Here is a 14,174-nt window from a genome sequence, read left to right as displayed (position 1 = left end):
ATCAACAGGCCTCTTTGTTATTCAGAACCTCGGCAACCACCGCGCAGGTCGGTGTTGTCGCCGGGCCTTTTTGTGTTGTTGAAAGCGCGGCCGCGACATTGGCATATCTGGCGGCCTGCCACGGTGTGTCTCCACCCGCCAGCCGGGCGATGAAACTGCCGACATGGGCGTCTCCGGCCCCGTTCGAGTCGACCACCTGAACGCGATAGGGAGGGATGTGTTTGACCACCCCCCCGACGCCCACAAAGCACCCTTCAGCCCCGTTCCGCACCACAGAGCCGCCGCCAGACGGGCGCGAAGTGGAGAGGATGTTTGCGGCTTCGGCGGGATCGTGTCGACCTGTCAGGATGGCCGCTTCGCGGGCATTGGTGCTGATCCAGTGCGCCCGCTCCATCGCAGCCGTCCGTATGTTGTCAGAAATTGCCGCCACAACAGGCGAGGGGTCGAACACAAGATTGGGGATAATTTCCTCTGTTTCGAGCCAATGGCACAGTGTATCGCGAGACTCAGTGTAGTGCAGCGCATAGCCTGACAGCAGGGTCCACCCAAATTCGGCAAAGGCGATTTGCCTGAGGTCTTCAGGGCTGACATGCCCTTCGGCACCATCACTTGCCACAAATGTGCGCTCGCCTTCTGCATCGATCAAAACGCTGCAACAACCCTGATCGCGGGTCAGATCTTGTGGGCGCAGGAAAGGGATGCCTTCAGCATTCAACCCTTCGCGCACGATCTGGGCAAACGGACCCGATCCGATTGTCCCGCCATAACAAACCATCATGCCCGTTCGCTTTGCGGCAACCATCGCGTTATAACCGCCGCCTGGCTTGATCGAGAAACCACGGACAATGGCCTCTTCACCAGCTGCGGGCACTTGCTCCACTTCGTAAAGAAGGTCGGCAACAACACCAGACATTTGCAAAAGACGGTTCGTCATTGGTCAAACTCCGCGCCGCCTGGCGCAGGCCGGTCATGTCTGGTTCTTAAGTGCAGAAGATCTCGGGCTGTCTGCTCGAGCGGCAGGCTGTTTGCGGCCAGAACCGGCGCGAGCGCTTCAGGTGCGATCCGGTTTCGACCAGTACAAGCCCCAGCCATCGCCCCGGCAATCGCGCCAATCGTATCGGTGTCGTCACCGATATTTGCGGCTATTTTGGCAATTTCCCAGGGATTGCATCCGGCCAGCCGAACGATGCCAAAAGCGGCGGCAACGGATTCATGCGATGCCACAGAGGTTCCGACCCTTTGGGCAAATTTTTCCACGGGTATGCCGGAATCAGCCGCTGCGAGGGCCGCAGATATCTTCTGCGCCATGTCCGGCTCTCCAACAGAGTACCCGCGTTTCTGCCCTTCGCGAGCAGCCTGAAGCCCAGATGCGAGCGCCTGATCGAATGTCATGCCTTCGATGCCACAACTCACCACGGCAGCTACTGCAGCGGCTGCTGCGATTGCTTCGCCTGTGTTATGCGTCATGCGGCAAGCCAGCTCGACACGGTCCAGAAAACCCAGCAACGGATCAATCCGAGTGGCGATACCGACCGGGGTGATACGCATGGCGGCGCCGTTGGTTGTACCATCGCGCCCGGTCTCGGTCGGTGATGCGCCGGATATGATCGCGTCAAGTGCTGCTTTTGAGGACGGGCCAAGCAAATCGCGTAGACCCCGCTTGCGCACATCCGCTTCCCATCCCAGCAGATCCTGCGCCCAACGTGCTTCATCCAATGCACCGCCATCGTCGATCAACCGGCCAGCCAGCAACAGGGCCTGTTCGGTATCGTCAGTGATCTGGGCGGCCTTCAGCCCATGCGAAACGGGATGATCCGGGTACGGCGCCACATAGGTCGAAATCGTACCGTAGTTGCTCTGAATATCCTCACGCGGCAGGGTTTGCGACGGCATCCCCATCGCGTCGCCAATCGCCATCCCTGCCAGTGCACCACATGCGCGATCAAATTGGACGTCATATCCAGGCCCTTCCACCGTTAGAACTCCATGTGCAAGCCGAACATCAACGGATCGAGGATACTTTCGACAAATTCGATGACGGTGCCATCCGCTGCCCGCGTCAGACGCCGCAAGCGCAACATCGGCTCGCCGGTTTCGCGCGCCATCAACCTTGCATCCTCAGCCGAAAGTGCAGGTAAGACCCCTGCCCATTCGTCGCCCCCAGCAACAATCAATCCTTGGGACCGCAACAATTCAGTCAGCGATCCCGCCTCGAGCCCAGTGTTCAGAACAGGTTCAAAACTATCCCGCCAAGGCACCCTGCTCCGCTCCAGCGAAACGCCCTGGCCAGTTTCCACTCGGAACCGCAGGCGGTCGACAATCAAAAAATCAGAACCCGTTTGTTCGGGCACATCGGCGATGTCCATCGGCCCACGGTTCAGAACCAGAACGCGGGTTTCCAGACGGGTATCGCCCGAGGCGAGCGCGACGCTCCAGCCCGAGCGGTCGTCTATAGTCTTGCCGTCAAACGTGACGAAGGACCCGATACCGCTTTTGGTAGTTATCAGACCCTTGCTGCTCAATATCTCAAGGCTTTTGCGGATGGTGTTGCGGCTGACCGAGAACCTTTTGACAAGTGCGTTTTCGCTTGCCAGCGGATCGCCCTTGCTCAGCGTGCCGGACCGAATGTCCGATTCAAGCAGATGCGCGATTTTGACAGGCTTTGAAGCGCCGATCAATTCTGATCCTGTCCTGTCGTGTTCAAACCTGTTCATACCTGTACCTTAGCGGTGACGAACTCCGCCTGTCAACGCTTTTGCAGTTGTCGTCACGGGTTCTGAAGGTGTACCTGCTGTATCCGCGCTGCTCTTGTCGATGACGACCTTTTTTTGGGATCCCGTTTGACGAAATTACCCTGGCAAGGAACCTTGTTGGTGCAAGACCATTTCTTCGCTAAGACAGCATGAATTCAAGGGCGTTTCCTGCTTTTCCGACCACTCGATAGAGATACATCCACTCTCCCCGCACGCGCAGGTAGGTTTCGTCCATTCTCCAAGATTTTCGAGTTGAACGTTTCATCGATTGCGTTCGCGCCGCAATCATCAGCAAATACTACATAACCCACCTGTTGAGAGTGGCGCTGTCAAACTGAACACCGCGTTCGGCCATGATCTCTTCCAAACCACGATAGGATACCACGTATCGCATATAGGAATAACCTGCGTACAAAACCGCTTCATTTGGGAAATGGCGACCTTACTACGCTGAAAACAAACGTCAAAACCGGCATGCCGGTCAATCTAGACCTAAAGGTCGATCCAGGCCTAAAGATTGCGACACAGCCTCGCCATCTATGGCCAGTCCGTCAATCGTATGCCGCGGTGACGATCATTTCGACCTTCAACACATTGCGCGCCAGCTTGGCCTCGCCGCAGGCACGGGCCGGGGCATACCCTTCAGGCACCCAAGCGTCCCAAACTTCGTTCATCTCGGCGAAATCCGCCATGTCGGCGAGCCAGATTACACATTGCAGAATCCGGGTTTTGTCGCTGCCCGCCTTGGCAAGAAGGTCTTCGACCTTGGCCAGAATGTCGCGTGTCTGGTCGGCGACTGTGGTCGCGTCCGAGGTTTGGCCGCACAAATATGCGGTGCCGTTGTGTTTGACGATCCGGCTCATGCGATGGCCGGTTTCGATGCGTGTGATCGTCACGGTGGATGTCTCCTGTTAAAGGACCTTGCGGTCGAAACGGTCGATACGAAAAGGCGACAGATTGAAACGGCTTTGCTCGCCAGTCACCAAATCGGCCATGATTTGCCCCACCACGGGAGCCATCTGAAATCCATGTGCTGAAAAGCCGAATGCGTGAAAGGCACGAGCGGCGTTCACCCCCGGGCCGATGACCGGCAGATTGTCCGGCATGTAGGCCTCAAGCCCAGCCCACATCCGGTTGATACTGGCCTTACGCATGATCGGAAAGAACTCAGCCGTGGTCCGGCAGGCTGCTGCAAGTTTGGAATAGTCCAATCGGGTACGATTGTTGGCGCGATCCGCAAAACCTTTTGCACCGCCGCCGATCAAGACCGTGCCATTCTCGAATTGTTTAAAGCTGAGTTGGCGACTGACCGCACCAATCACAGGTTTGGCGAAACGTGGCATCCTGGCCGTGATCATCAGCATGGGTGCCGCATGGCTGAGCGGCACGTTGTCCCCGACCATCAACGCGATCCGATCCGCCCAGGCACCCGCACAATTGACTACAGCCTCAGCCTCATATCGGTGCCGACGACCTTGCGCCAGCCAAGTGTTTCCGACCCGCCTGAGCCCCAAAACCTCTTCGCCTTCTATCACTTGCGCACCCAAGCTTTCGGCGGCTTGGCGAAAAGCAGCGGTGGCCTTATAGGGGATCGCATACCCGTCCATCTCGGAAATCACACCACCTACGCATTCGGGGTTTACGTGCGGCAGACGGTCCATCAGCTCGGACCGGTCTATTATGCGCTCGTGCGTATGTCCCGCCACGCGCATCATGTCCTCGCGCGTGTGCAGGGATTTCAAATCTGCGTCATCTACAGCGATGTTGATCAGAGTTTGACCGCGAAATCCTGTGTCGCGACCCAATTCGTCATCCAGGGTTTGCCACATTTCCATCGATGCCTTGGACAGCGGCACTTCGGCCATGTCGCGACCCAACAAACGCACCCCACCTGCATTGACACCAGACGCATGACGCCCGGCATAGTCTTTTTCAAACACGATCGCAGACACGCCCCGACGCGCCAGATTGTAAGCCGTGGCACAACCCTGAATCCCGCCTCCGACGATCAGAACATCCGCCCTCATTCCGCAACCTCCGCCTGAACGGTGCCGTATCGGCTCAATTCCTCCAAAGTCAGCAAACGCTGAGGGCTGCGCAGCCGGTAATACCCAACCGTCTCCGGTTGCACGTTTCGCCATCGCGCCAACAATCCGGCCACGATGTGACCACATTGACGACCCTGACATGGCCCCATGCCGCAACGTGTCAGGGATTTAAGTGCATTCGGGTCGCGCGCACCCTGTTCGAACCCTTTGCGTAGATCGCCCAGAGATTGCTCTTCGCAGCGGCAGACCAGTGTTTTAGGGTCGTTTGGCAGTCGCAACGCGTCAGTCGGACGATAAAGCCTGTCGATGAAACGTCGGAATGGTTTCAAGGAAGACAGAAAGGACAGATCTTTGGCCGCCTTTTGATTACGCTCGGCCCGCGAAAGTTGGCCAAGTCGGTGCAGGATATTCAGCGCGGCCAGGCGACCCGCGGCCTGTGCGCCATCGGCACCGACAATACCCGCGCCATCTCCAGCCACCGACACATGTTCAACCGAACTTTGACCAAATTCATCCACAGTAACCTGCCAGCACATCTGCTCGGGGTTCCAGTGGTGGTCCAAGTCCATCGCGCGCGTCATGTTCAGATTGGGCTGTATGCCATGGTGCAGAAATACAGTGTCAGCAGTGACTTCGTGTTGCTTGCCCGCCGCATTGAACCTGAGCCCTTTTGCTTTTTTGTCGCCGATCACCTCAAGCCGTTCAGCGAAGTGATGGAACGAAACACCCGAAGCGCGGATTTCCTGCAACAAAGACAACCCTTTCCGCAGTTGCCCTGTTTGCCGCAGAACTCGGAACAGGTGCGGCGCGACATTAAAATAATGCTGCCGAGGCGTCGTATCGACCAGTGCGGCCACTGGCACCCCAAGGCGCAGGTATTGTGCCACGATCAGATAAAGCAGTGGACCGGACCCTGCGAATATTGCCCCATCGGCCACGGTTGCGTCCGATTTCAACATCACTTGCGCCGATCCGGCAGTCATGACGCCGGGCAATGTCCAACCGGGGATCGGCATAGGGCGCTCCATGGCACCAGGACACAACAGCATCTCGCGGCAGCACAATTCTCGCGTGTCGCCCTCGTGGGAAAACAGGATACGCCCGTCATCGCCCAAATGCCATGCGTCTGCGCCAGCAAAATGGGCCACGTTGGTCTGCTCGAAACTGGAAATTAGGACGGATCCGGCAGCGTAGTCCGCACCTAGGGCAAAAACATCCGGAACCGGGCTGTCCGCTGCCGAGCGGAAAACCTGCCCCCCTGCCCTTGGTGCCCGGTCCAGAACAGCCACCTTTACACCTGCCCGAGCCAGTTCTATGGCAGCAGACATGCCTGCCGGGCCTGCCCCGACAATCGCACAATCAAAGGCCTGCATCGAACGCCTCGGAGTCTTCTGAAATATCCTGAGTGGTGACGTTCATACCTTCTGCCACACGCCTCAAGCAGGCTTGCTGGTTAGGAAGACCGTTGATTTCTACCATGCACTCGAAGCAGACACCCATCGCGCAATACGCGCTGCGCGCATCACCCGACAAAGCGGCTTTACGGGTTTCGACATGGCCATTTACTGCCATGGCGGACCAAACGGACTGACCCTCGCGGGCGATTACCTGCTGGCCATTTATGGTCAGCGGTACCCGGTCGCAGCCATGATCTTGCAAGGATCTGAACATTATGATCTCCGTCGGAAAGCGGGGCAAGGCGCAGGGAGAACACGCCTTGCCCGATTTCAGGGTCGGGCCGGTTTAGTCGCCGATCTGGTCGAGAATGCCCTGACCCCAATCCTGACCGACGTCCTGCAGGACCTGCGGCCAGACCTGCGCGCGTACATGGGCAGCGGTCGCGGCAAGCTCTTCGTCCGTAAGTGAAACGATTGTGGCACCGTTATCGGCCAGCTTCTGCTCAAACGCGCCCTGATCGGCTTCGGCTGTTTCCCAACGCTTGGATTCGAATTTCAGTGCGGCCTTCTCCAGCGCGGCCCGATCTTCGTCGCTCATATCGGCCAACGTGCCCGAGTTGATGATCATGTACCAAACTTCGAAATGCGTATTGACGGGCACGTAGGACGTGGTCACATCGCGGAATGAGGCATAGTAGCCCTCGGCCCCTGACCCGACGACACCATCAACAACGCCAGTCTGAACAGCGGTGAAGGCTTCTGAGAACGGGATCGGTGACGAGATATAGCCTAGGGCGTCGGCCGTCAGCTGGAAGCTCTTGATGCCCGGCACGCGGACCTTGATGCCCTTTGCGGCAGTCGGATCACCCGGGTTTACGGCATCGGTGTTCAGGGCAACCCCGCCGAAATACACCGGATAGGCTGCCAGCATGGTGATGTCCTGCTTGGCATAGAGATCTTTCATCGCACCGTGGATCGCACCGCCGGGGCCGTAGATCTTTTTTGCCTCCTCCCAGTTTGCCGCCACATAGGGAAAGGCTGAGATCTGCATACGGCGATCTACGGCCGTGGCGGCGGGTTGAACCGCCATGTCAATGGCACCAACCGAAATGCGCTCCTGAACCGAGGTATAGTCTCCGAGCGCCGAGGCCGGGAACAGGTTCAGCTCAACCGAGCCATCCGTTGCAGTTTTCAGATCGTCTGCAAATGCGCGCAGTTCATTATCGATAGTTGCGCCTTGGGGGCGGATATGGCTGATCTTCAGCGTATCCGCAGCGGCGATACCGGCGGTCGCCAAAACGGCTGCGGCCATGCAGGTGGATTTCAGAAAGTTCATCATGGATAGGTCTCCTCCGTAAGTGATGAAGTGGACGGCTTAGTAGCCAAAGAAGCGGGGCAGCCACATCGACAGGTCCGGCCAGAAGCTGGTCAGGAACACCACCGGCAGATAGCCCAGCAGAATGAGGGTCATGGCGGGGCGGATCACACGTGTCACCTGCACCTGCCCGATGCGCGCGCCCAGATACAGGATCGAGGCATAGGGCGGCGTCACCCCGCCCATGGCGGTGTTGACGCCCATGATCGCGGCAAACTGGATTGGGCTGACGCCGATGGCCTGCATCAGCGGCAGCAGGAGCGGCGCGATCAGAATGATGGCGGTGACGTCATTGACCACCATGCCCACCAGAAACAGCAGGATGTTGATCAGCACCAGCAGCAGCGCCTTGTTTTCGGTCACCGAAAAGATCGCCTGCACAATGGCCTGAGGGACGCTCTCCAGAACGAACATCTGACTGAGGATCATCGAGAACAGGATCATCAGCATGATAGCTCCAACGGATGTGGCGGCTTCTTTGCCAGCGCCGAAGAACGTGCGGAAATCCAGCCCCTTGTAGATCAGGAACCCCACCGGGATTGCATAGATCACCGCCACGGCGGCGGCCTCGGTCGGAGTCATGATGCCGCCATAGATGCCGCCCAGAATGATCACCGGCATCAGCAGGGCGGGTGTGGCCTTGAACCCGCGTTGGGTTGCTTCGGACACGAAGGCTATGCCTTTGAGGGGTTCGTTCAGTTGCAGTGGGAACTTGCGCGCCATCCGGATATTGACCGCCGAAAAGCTGGCCATGATCAGCAGACCGGGTCCCAGCGTTGCCAGGAAGCAGGCCAGGATTGAGGTATCGGTGACCCAGCCATAGACGATCATGGTGACCGAGGGCGGGATTAACAAACCTAGAAGAGATGCGTTTGCGATCAGCGCCGTTGCGTATTCGCGGGGGTAGCCCTGTTTCTCCATTTCCGGGATCAGCAGCGGGCCGATGGCGGCGACGCCGGTCAGGCCCGAGCCGGAAATGGCACCGATAAGCGCGCAGGACACGGTCGCGACCACACCCAGCCCGCCGCGCAGGTGGCCGATGAAGATATTGACGAAGTTGAGAAGGCTTGCCGCGATGCCGGATACGGACATGATCGTCCCCGCCAGGACAAACAGCGGAATGGCCAGCAGCACCGGGTTGCCCAACTGTTGGAAACCCCACAGCATATTGCCCTTCATGACCACGTCACCGGCGAAATACATCACCATCAGACCCGCACCGAAGCAATAAGGCAGCGGAACGCCCAGTGTCAGCAGGATGACCAGAACCAGTACTGCGAAAAGCGCGATCTCAATCATTTCAGACCTCCTTCAACGGCGGGTTCGACGATGGGGGAAAACAGAGCGCGCAGATGCATCAGCAGATGCCAGGCGGTGAAGATCATCATCAGGACCAACCCGACAAACAAAGCGACATCGACATAGAAGGTCGGCAGATACAGCGTCGGACTTTCGCGCCAGACGCGCATCGAATACTTGGTGAAATCCCAGGCCCAGGTTGTCAGCCAGATACCTACGATCAGGCTGATGACCTCACCTATGACTGCAAGAACCTGATGCTGGCGTTCGGTGGACAGAAATATCTCGAGCACGTTGGCCCGAATATGCGTGTTCTCGCGCGAGGCATTGACCGCCCCCAGCATGTACAGCCACAGAGTGGGATAGAGCAGGCTCTCTTCCAGCCCCATGACTGGGATTTCCAGAACATAGCGTGTGATTACCTGCACGAATTGCCCTAGAGCAACCAGGCATATCAGGACTGTCAGCAGAACACTTGCAAAGCGTGTCATTTCCCCCTCCGTCGTTTCGAATACAGGTGGTGCATTCGTGGTGGGAAAAATCACGAGCTAATCATATTAAGTCAAAACGATTAAATTGATCATTGAATAAAGTTACTTTATAGGGTGTTGAAAAGTTAAGGAATAACACGGTACATGAACCTCAGTTTTCGCCAATTACAGGCTTTTCGCGAAGTCATGCGGACAGGGTCAGTGTCCGATGCCGCCCGAATCCTCGGTCGAACCCAACCAGCAGTGAGCGCGCTGATCGCAAATCTCGAAGCCGAGTTGGACATCGCCTTGTTCCGCCGGCAGCGCGGCAAAATGGCCCCTACCCCCGAGGCCCAGTACTTCATCACCGAGGCCGAGGCGATCCTGGATCGTTTGTCGCTTTCTACTCGGACAATGCGCGAAATCGGGGCGCTGACAAAGGGTCGTCTGAACATCGCCTGCATGCCAGCCGCCGCCAGTCTTTTGATGCCGCAGCTTTTAGGTGAGTTCCTGTTGGACAAACCAGATGTGAAAGCGTCGTTGATGATGCGGGCATCCCCGGTAATCGAGGAATGGGTTGCCTCCCAGCAATATGACATCGGATTGGGTGAATCCCCAAAACCCACCGCGGCGATCGAGACGATCGACTTCGACATGCGATGCGTGTGCGCGATCCCCGCGGGTGATCCGCTGACCGAATTGGACATGGTCGAGGCCCATCACCTGTCTGGCCGTCCAATGGCCGGACTGCAAGAAGGACATCCGAACCTGGTTGCGACTCTCCGGGCGTTTGCCAGTCAAAAGGCCCCGTTCGAACATCGGTTCGAACTTAGGACATTTCACCCGGCTCTGACCTTGGTGGAAAAGGGTCTGTGCTATTGCATATGCGACCCGATCACTGCGGCAGGATACGTCAATATGCGGCCCGAGCCCAGGCCCGTCGTCTTCAGGGCGTTCCGTCCTCATGTAGCTCTGAACGTCTCAATAATGCGCCCGGCCCACCGTCCCCCATCTGCTTTGGCAAGTGAATTTGCCCTGCAATTGGAGACGGCGTTGGAACGTGTCAACCAGCAGTTTTGAAGCAGCTATTTCAGCGCTGGATAGAACAGAAACAATGGCACTGTCATGTAGTTTGAAGATGTTGTTCGCTATTTGCCTTGGCCGGTTTGTACCATCAGGTGATTGGAGAAATCGGTCCAATTCCCGAAAGCATCAGCTTGAGCGTGACGGTAGGATTTGGCAGTTCGGTGGGATGTCTTCGCCCAGACAAAAGTTCGCAACATGACCACGCAAACCAGTTTCTGTGGTCCCTCATCACCGTGGCAAAATGGTATTGTCGAGAACACCATCCGGCGCGTCCGAAGATTGTTACCCCGAAAACGCGATATCCGGGCGGTCTCAGATTATGAATTGAAAATGATCTGCAACCGCCGCAACGCGACGCCTCGCAAATGCCTCGGATAGGGAACACCCGCCGGGGTCTTCCGCAAAAAGATGATGGAGGAAAAGAGCCGAGCCCCCTACCCTAAACGTCAATAAGAGTCGCGATTTGTTTACCGCTCACATTCGAATTTGTGTTGGGCGACCACCTTCTTCAAGCGATCGCTCAGTTCTATCAGACTATAGGATCAAACGCACAGGCAGCAGTACTTGAGCTCGAGATAATCTTCGATCCCGTATTTTGATCCTTCGCGCCCAAGACCGCTTTCCTTGATGCCACCAAACGGTGCCACTTCGGTGGAGATCAAGCCGGTGTTCACTCCGACCATACCGTATTCAAGCTCTTCCATGAAGCGCCAGATCTGCGAAAGATTCTGCGTGTAGACGTACGACGCCAGACCAAATTCAGTATCATTGGCAGCAGAGATTGCTTCTCCGATTTCTGAAAACCTGAAAACCGGTGCCAGCGGGCCGAACGTTTCTTCTCGCGCAACTGCCATTTCCTGCGTTGCACCGGTGATCACTGTTGGCTGAAAGAATGTCCCGCCTAATTCATGCGCCAATCCACCGGTAACGACGTCTCCGCCCTTTTCGACCGCATCAGCAATGTGTTCGCGGACCTTGGTAACGGCAGCGGGCGTGATCAACGGGCCAATTGCCGAACCCTCGGCAAAGCCATCTCCGACGGGTAAGGCAGCGACAGCAGCCGACAGCTTTTTGACAAAGGCGTCGTGGATACTGTCCTGCACATAGAAACGGTTTGTACAGACGCAGGTTTGCCCGGCATTGCGGAATTTCGAAATCATCGCACCTTCGACTGCCTTGTCCAGATCGGCGTCGTCACAGACGATAAATGGTGCGTTGCCGCCCAGTTCCAGTGAGAGCTTCTTGATTTGCGCCGCACCTTGCTGCATCAGGATTTTTCCGACGCGCGTTGAACCGGTGAAGCTGATTTTGCGCATCACTGGATTGTCGCTAAATGCCCTGCCGATGCCCACGCTGTCAGTAGATGTAATCACTGAGAACAAACCCGGTGGAATACCTGCTTCCTCTCCCAACTTTGCCATTGCCAGCGCGGACAAAGGCGTTTCGGCCGCGGGCTTCACCACTATGGCGCAACCCGCCGCCAGAGCCGGAGCCACTTTGCGCGCGATCATCGCGTTGGGGAAGTTCCACGGGGTGATGGCACCGACCACACCAATTGGCTGCTTGAGCACCATAATGCGCTTGTCGCGCTGGTGTCCGGGAATAGTATCGCCATAAACACGCTTGGCTTCTTCGCCGAACCATTCGACAAAGCTTGCGCCATACGCAATTTCGCCTTTGGCTTCGGCGAGCGGCTTGCCCATCTCGGCGGTCAAGATTGCGCCCAGATCATCCACATTGGCGACCATCAGATCGAACCAGGTGCGCAGAATTGCCGCGCGTTCCTTGCCAGTTAGCGCCGCCCAATCCCTTTGCGCGGATTGCGCTGCATCGATTGCCTCATTGGCATCGGCGGCTGAGCATTCCGCGACCTGTGCCAAAACCTCTCCGGTCGAGGGATTCGTAACATCGAACCGGTTGTCGCGCGCCACCCATTTTCCGTTCAGATAGGCCGCCTCAATCAAAAGTTCGGCACGCTTCAAAGTCAGCATTGGTGTCTCCTGTATGATTTCAAACGGGCGGGGAAGTCCCCGCCCGTTCAAGTTGGTTGGTGATGCCGGTTCAGGCGTGCAGATCACCATCAAGTGCGGTTCCATCCGGTGCGACACCCGGCGCCTCTGCCGTGGCCGAGCTGTCTTCGATCAGCGACTTGATGACGCCCCAGGCCATCAGAACAACGAGGATCGAGATCGGAAGGGCTGCGGCAATGGCTGCCGTTTGCAAAGCCGACAAACCACCGGCGATCAGCAGTACGGCTGCGACCAGACCCTGGGCAGCGCCCCAAACCACACGATGGAATTTCGGTGGGTGCGCATTGCCCATGGACAGAATGGTGGTCACGACAAGTGTGCCCGAGTCCGAACTGGTGATGAACCATGTCGCCAGCAGGAACGTTGCCAGCGCTGACACGATCCAGGACAGGGTGCCATTGACCGCCAGTAGTTCAATGGTGCTGTAAAGCGTGCCACCAAGGTTCCAGCTGTTGACCATGTCGATCAGCCCTGCCGAGCCCGCACCATCAACCGCATTCAGTTCAAGGAAAAGCGCGTTGCCGCCAAAGATCGAGATCCAGATGAAAGCCATGGTGGTGGGAACGAACATCGCGCCCAGCATGAACTCACGGATCGTGCGCCCTTTGGAAATTCGGGCCACAAACATTCCGACGAAAGGTGCCCAGCTCAACCACCAGCCCCAGTAGAAGATGGTCCAGCCACCCTGCCACGACACGTCACCAGGCTCGGAGGCCGTCCAGAAACCCATCGACCACAGGCCAGTTGCATAGTCACCAACGGCATTCATGAAGAACCCGATGAGCCATTGGGTCGGACCGGCAAACAGGAAGAACAGCACCAGCAGAATTGACAGGATGATGTTCCATTCGGATAGGATGCGAATGCCTTTGCCGATGCCCGAAACTGCGGACATTGTCGCAACAATCGAGATACCGATAACCAGTGCAACCTTCAGCGCGGTGCCCGTGCCAGTGCTGAACAAAACGTTCAGGCCTTCGGCCATCTGCGTAACACCCAAGCCCATCGAGGTTGCGATACCGAACACCGTGCCGAAAACCGCCAGCAAATCAACCGCATGACCCACCGGACCATAGATGCGATCGCCGAGGATCGGGTAAAGCGCCGACCGGAAGGTCAGCGGCAGCTTCTTGCGAAACGCAAAATATCCAAGCGCCAGACCGGTCATCGTATAGATCGCCCAGCCGTGCAGACCCCAGTGGAAGTTGGTGACGACAACAGCGTCTACGGCGCGTTGGACATTCATTTCGGTATGGCCTGCCGCATCAGCAAAAGGGTTGTTCGGGTATCCCCATCCTGCGGCATTGTCGAAGTAGAACAGTGGTTCAGCGATACCAAAGAACAGAATGCCGATCGACACACCAGCCGAAAACAGCATCGCAAACCACGAGAAATTGCTGAACTCGGGCCGGCTGTCATCGTCCCCGAGGCGGATCGAGCCAAAGCGGCTGAACATCAGGAACAGGCAGACAAAGAACAGCACGAGAACCGAACTGATGTAATACCAGCTCAGCGCTCCCTCGACCCAGGAACGGATGCCTTTGTAGACACCGCTGGCAAAGTCAACGTTGAGAATCGTAAACAGCACAAAGGCGGCGACCATCGCTTTGGACGCGATGCTCATTCCGTTGTGAAGCCCTTTAAATATCCCCTTGTCGGAGACCAGATGGTCCCCATTATTAGGGGGTTGAGCGTTAGCCATATTTGTAGTCCTCC

At 57.2% G+C, this 14,174-nt stretch carries 14 protein-coding genes and 1 pseudogene; 1 reads left to right on the top strand and 14 read right to left on the bottom strand.

What is annotated here, in order from left to right:
* Position 1 precedes the first annotated feature (1 nt).
* From ACR0AO_RS16380 to ACR0AO_RS16325, 12 genes and pseudogenes are all read right to left on the bottom strand, one after another.
* Entirely contained in the window at positions 2 to 934 is a 933-nt protein-coding gene (locus ACR0AO_RS16380) for a PfkB family carbohydrate kinase (protein WP_480605568.1), read from the bottom strand.
* On the bottom strand, positions 931 to 1,974 hold the full coding sequence (locus tag ACR0AO_RS16375) for an ADP-ribosylglycohydrolase family protein (protein WP_480605564.1): 1,044 nt from the start codon (positions 1,972 to 1,974) through the stop codon (positions 931 to 933). Before ACR0AO_RS16375 ends, ACR0AO_RS16380 begins: the two co-directional genes overlap by 4 nt.
* A 2-nt stretch (positions 1,975 to 1,976) precedes the next feature.
* Entirely contained in the window at positions 1,977 to 2,714 is a 738-nt protein-coding gene (locus ACR0AO_RS16370; RefSeq protein ID WP_480605560.1) for a GntR family transcriptional regulator, read from the bottom strand.
* 178 nt (positions 2,715 to 2,892) lie between these two features.
* Entirely contained in the window at positions 2,893 to 2,988 is a 96-nt protein-coding gene (locus ACR0AO_RS16365; protein WP_480605556.1) for a DDE-type integrase/transposase/recombinase, read from the bottom strand.
* Between the two features lie 69 nt (positions 2,989 to 3,057).
* Positions 3,058 to 3,168, bottom strand: a pseudogene (locus ACR0AO_RS16360) (IS6 family transposase); the annotation flags it as partial.
* A 136-nt stretch (positions 3,169 to 3,304) separates the two neighbouring features.
* Entirely contained in the window at positions 3,305 to 3,649 is a 345-nt protein-coding gene (locus ACR0AO_RS16355; RefSeq protein ID WP_480605553.1) for a RidA family protein, read from the bottom strand.
* Positions 3,650 to 3,664: 15 nt separating this feature from the next.
* Positions 3,665 to 4,780 (bottom strand): NAD(P)/FAD-dependent oxidoreductase, encoded by a 1,116-nt coding sequence (locus ACR0AO_RS16350; protein WP_480605549.1) that lies wholly within the window; start codon positions 4,778 to 4,780, stop codon positions 3,665 to 3,667.
* Positions 4,777 to 6,174: an FAD-dependent oxidoreductase gene (locus ACR0AO_RS16345; RefSeq protein WP_480605545.1), complete on the bottom strand. Its 1,398-nt coding sequence runs from the start codon at positions 6,172 to 6,174 to the stop codon at positions 4,777 to 4,779. Before ACR0AO_RS16345 ends, ACR0AO_RS16350 begins: the two co-directional genes overlap by 4 nt.
* Positions 6,161 to 6,472, bottom strand: coding sequence for a (2Fe-2S)-binding protein (locus ACR0AO_RS16340; RefSeq protein ID WP_480605541.1), 312 nt, complete (start codon positions 6,470 to 6,472; stop codon positions 6,161 to 6,163). The genes ACR0AO_RS16345 and ACR0AO_RS16340 overlap by 14 nt, the downstream gene beginning before the upstream one ends.
* 72 nt (positions 6,473 to 6,544) lie before the next feature.
* Entirely contained in the window at positions 6,545 to 7,537 is a 993-nt protein-coding gene (gene dctP / locus ACR0AO_RS16335; protein ID WP_480605536.1) for a TRAP transporter substrate-binding protein DctP, read from the bottom strand.
* Between the two features lie 36 nt (positions 7,538 to 7,573).
* Positions 7,574 to 8,872, bottom strand: a complete 1,299-nt coding sequence (locus ACR0AO_RS16330; RefSeq protein WP_480605533.1) for a TRAP transporter large permease — start codon at positions 8,870 to 8,872, stop codon at positions 7,574 to 7,576.
* Positions 8,869 to 9,363: a TRAP transporter small permease gene (locus ACR0AO_RS16325; RefSeq protein ID WP_480605530.1), complete on the bottom strand. Its 495-nt coding sequence runs from the start codon at positions 9,361 to 9,363 to the stop codon at positions 8,869 to 8,871. Before ACR0AO_RS16325 ends, ACR0AO_RS16330 begins: the two co-directional genes overlap by 4 nt.
* Positions 9,364 to 9,507: 144 nt before the next feature.
* Between ACR0AO_RS16325 and ACR0AO_RS16320 the strand changes: the two genes are divergently transcribed.
* Positions 9,508 to 10,422 carry a LysR substrate-binding domain-containing protein gene (locus ACR0AO_RS16320; RefSeq protein ID WP_480605528.1) on the top strand — a complete coding sequence of 305 codons (915 nt, stop codon included), beginning with the start codon at positions 9,508 to 9,510 and terminating at the stop codon, positions 10,420 to 10,422.
* A gap of 548 nt (positions 10,423 to 10,970) precedes the next feature.
* Here ACR0AO_RS16320 and ACR0AO_RS16315 read toward each other — a convergent pair.
* On the bottom strand, positions 10,971 to 12,419 hold the full coding sequence (locus ACR0AO_RS16315) for an NAD-dependent succinate-semialdehyde dehydrogenase (protein ID WP_480605524.1): 1,449 nt from the start codon (positions 12,417 to 12,419) through the stop codon (positions 10,971 to 10,973).
* Between the two features lie 70 nt (positions 12,420 to 12,489).
* Positions 12,490 to 14,082 (bottom strand): BCCT family transporter, encoded by a 1,593-nt coding sequence (locus ACR0AO_RS16310; protein WP_480605521.1) that lies wholly within the window; start codon positions 14,080 to 14,082, stop codon positions 12,490 to 12,492.
* Between the last annotated feature and the right edge of the window lie 92 nt (positions 14,083 to 14,174).

It is taken from the genome of Ruegeria sp. AF8, assembly GCF_056541825.1.
This window is presented reverse-complemented; position numbering and strand designations above follow the sequence as displayed.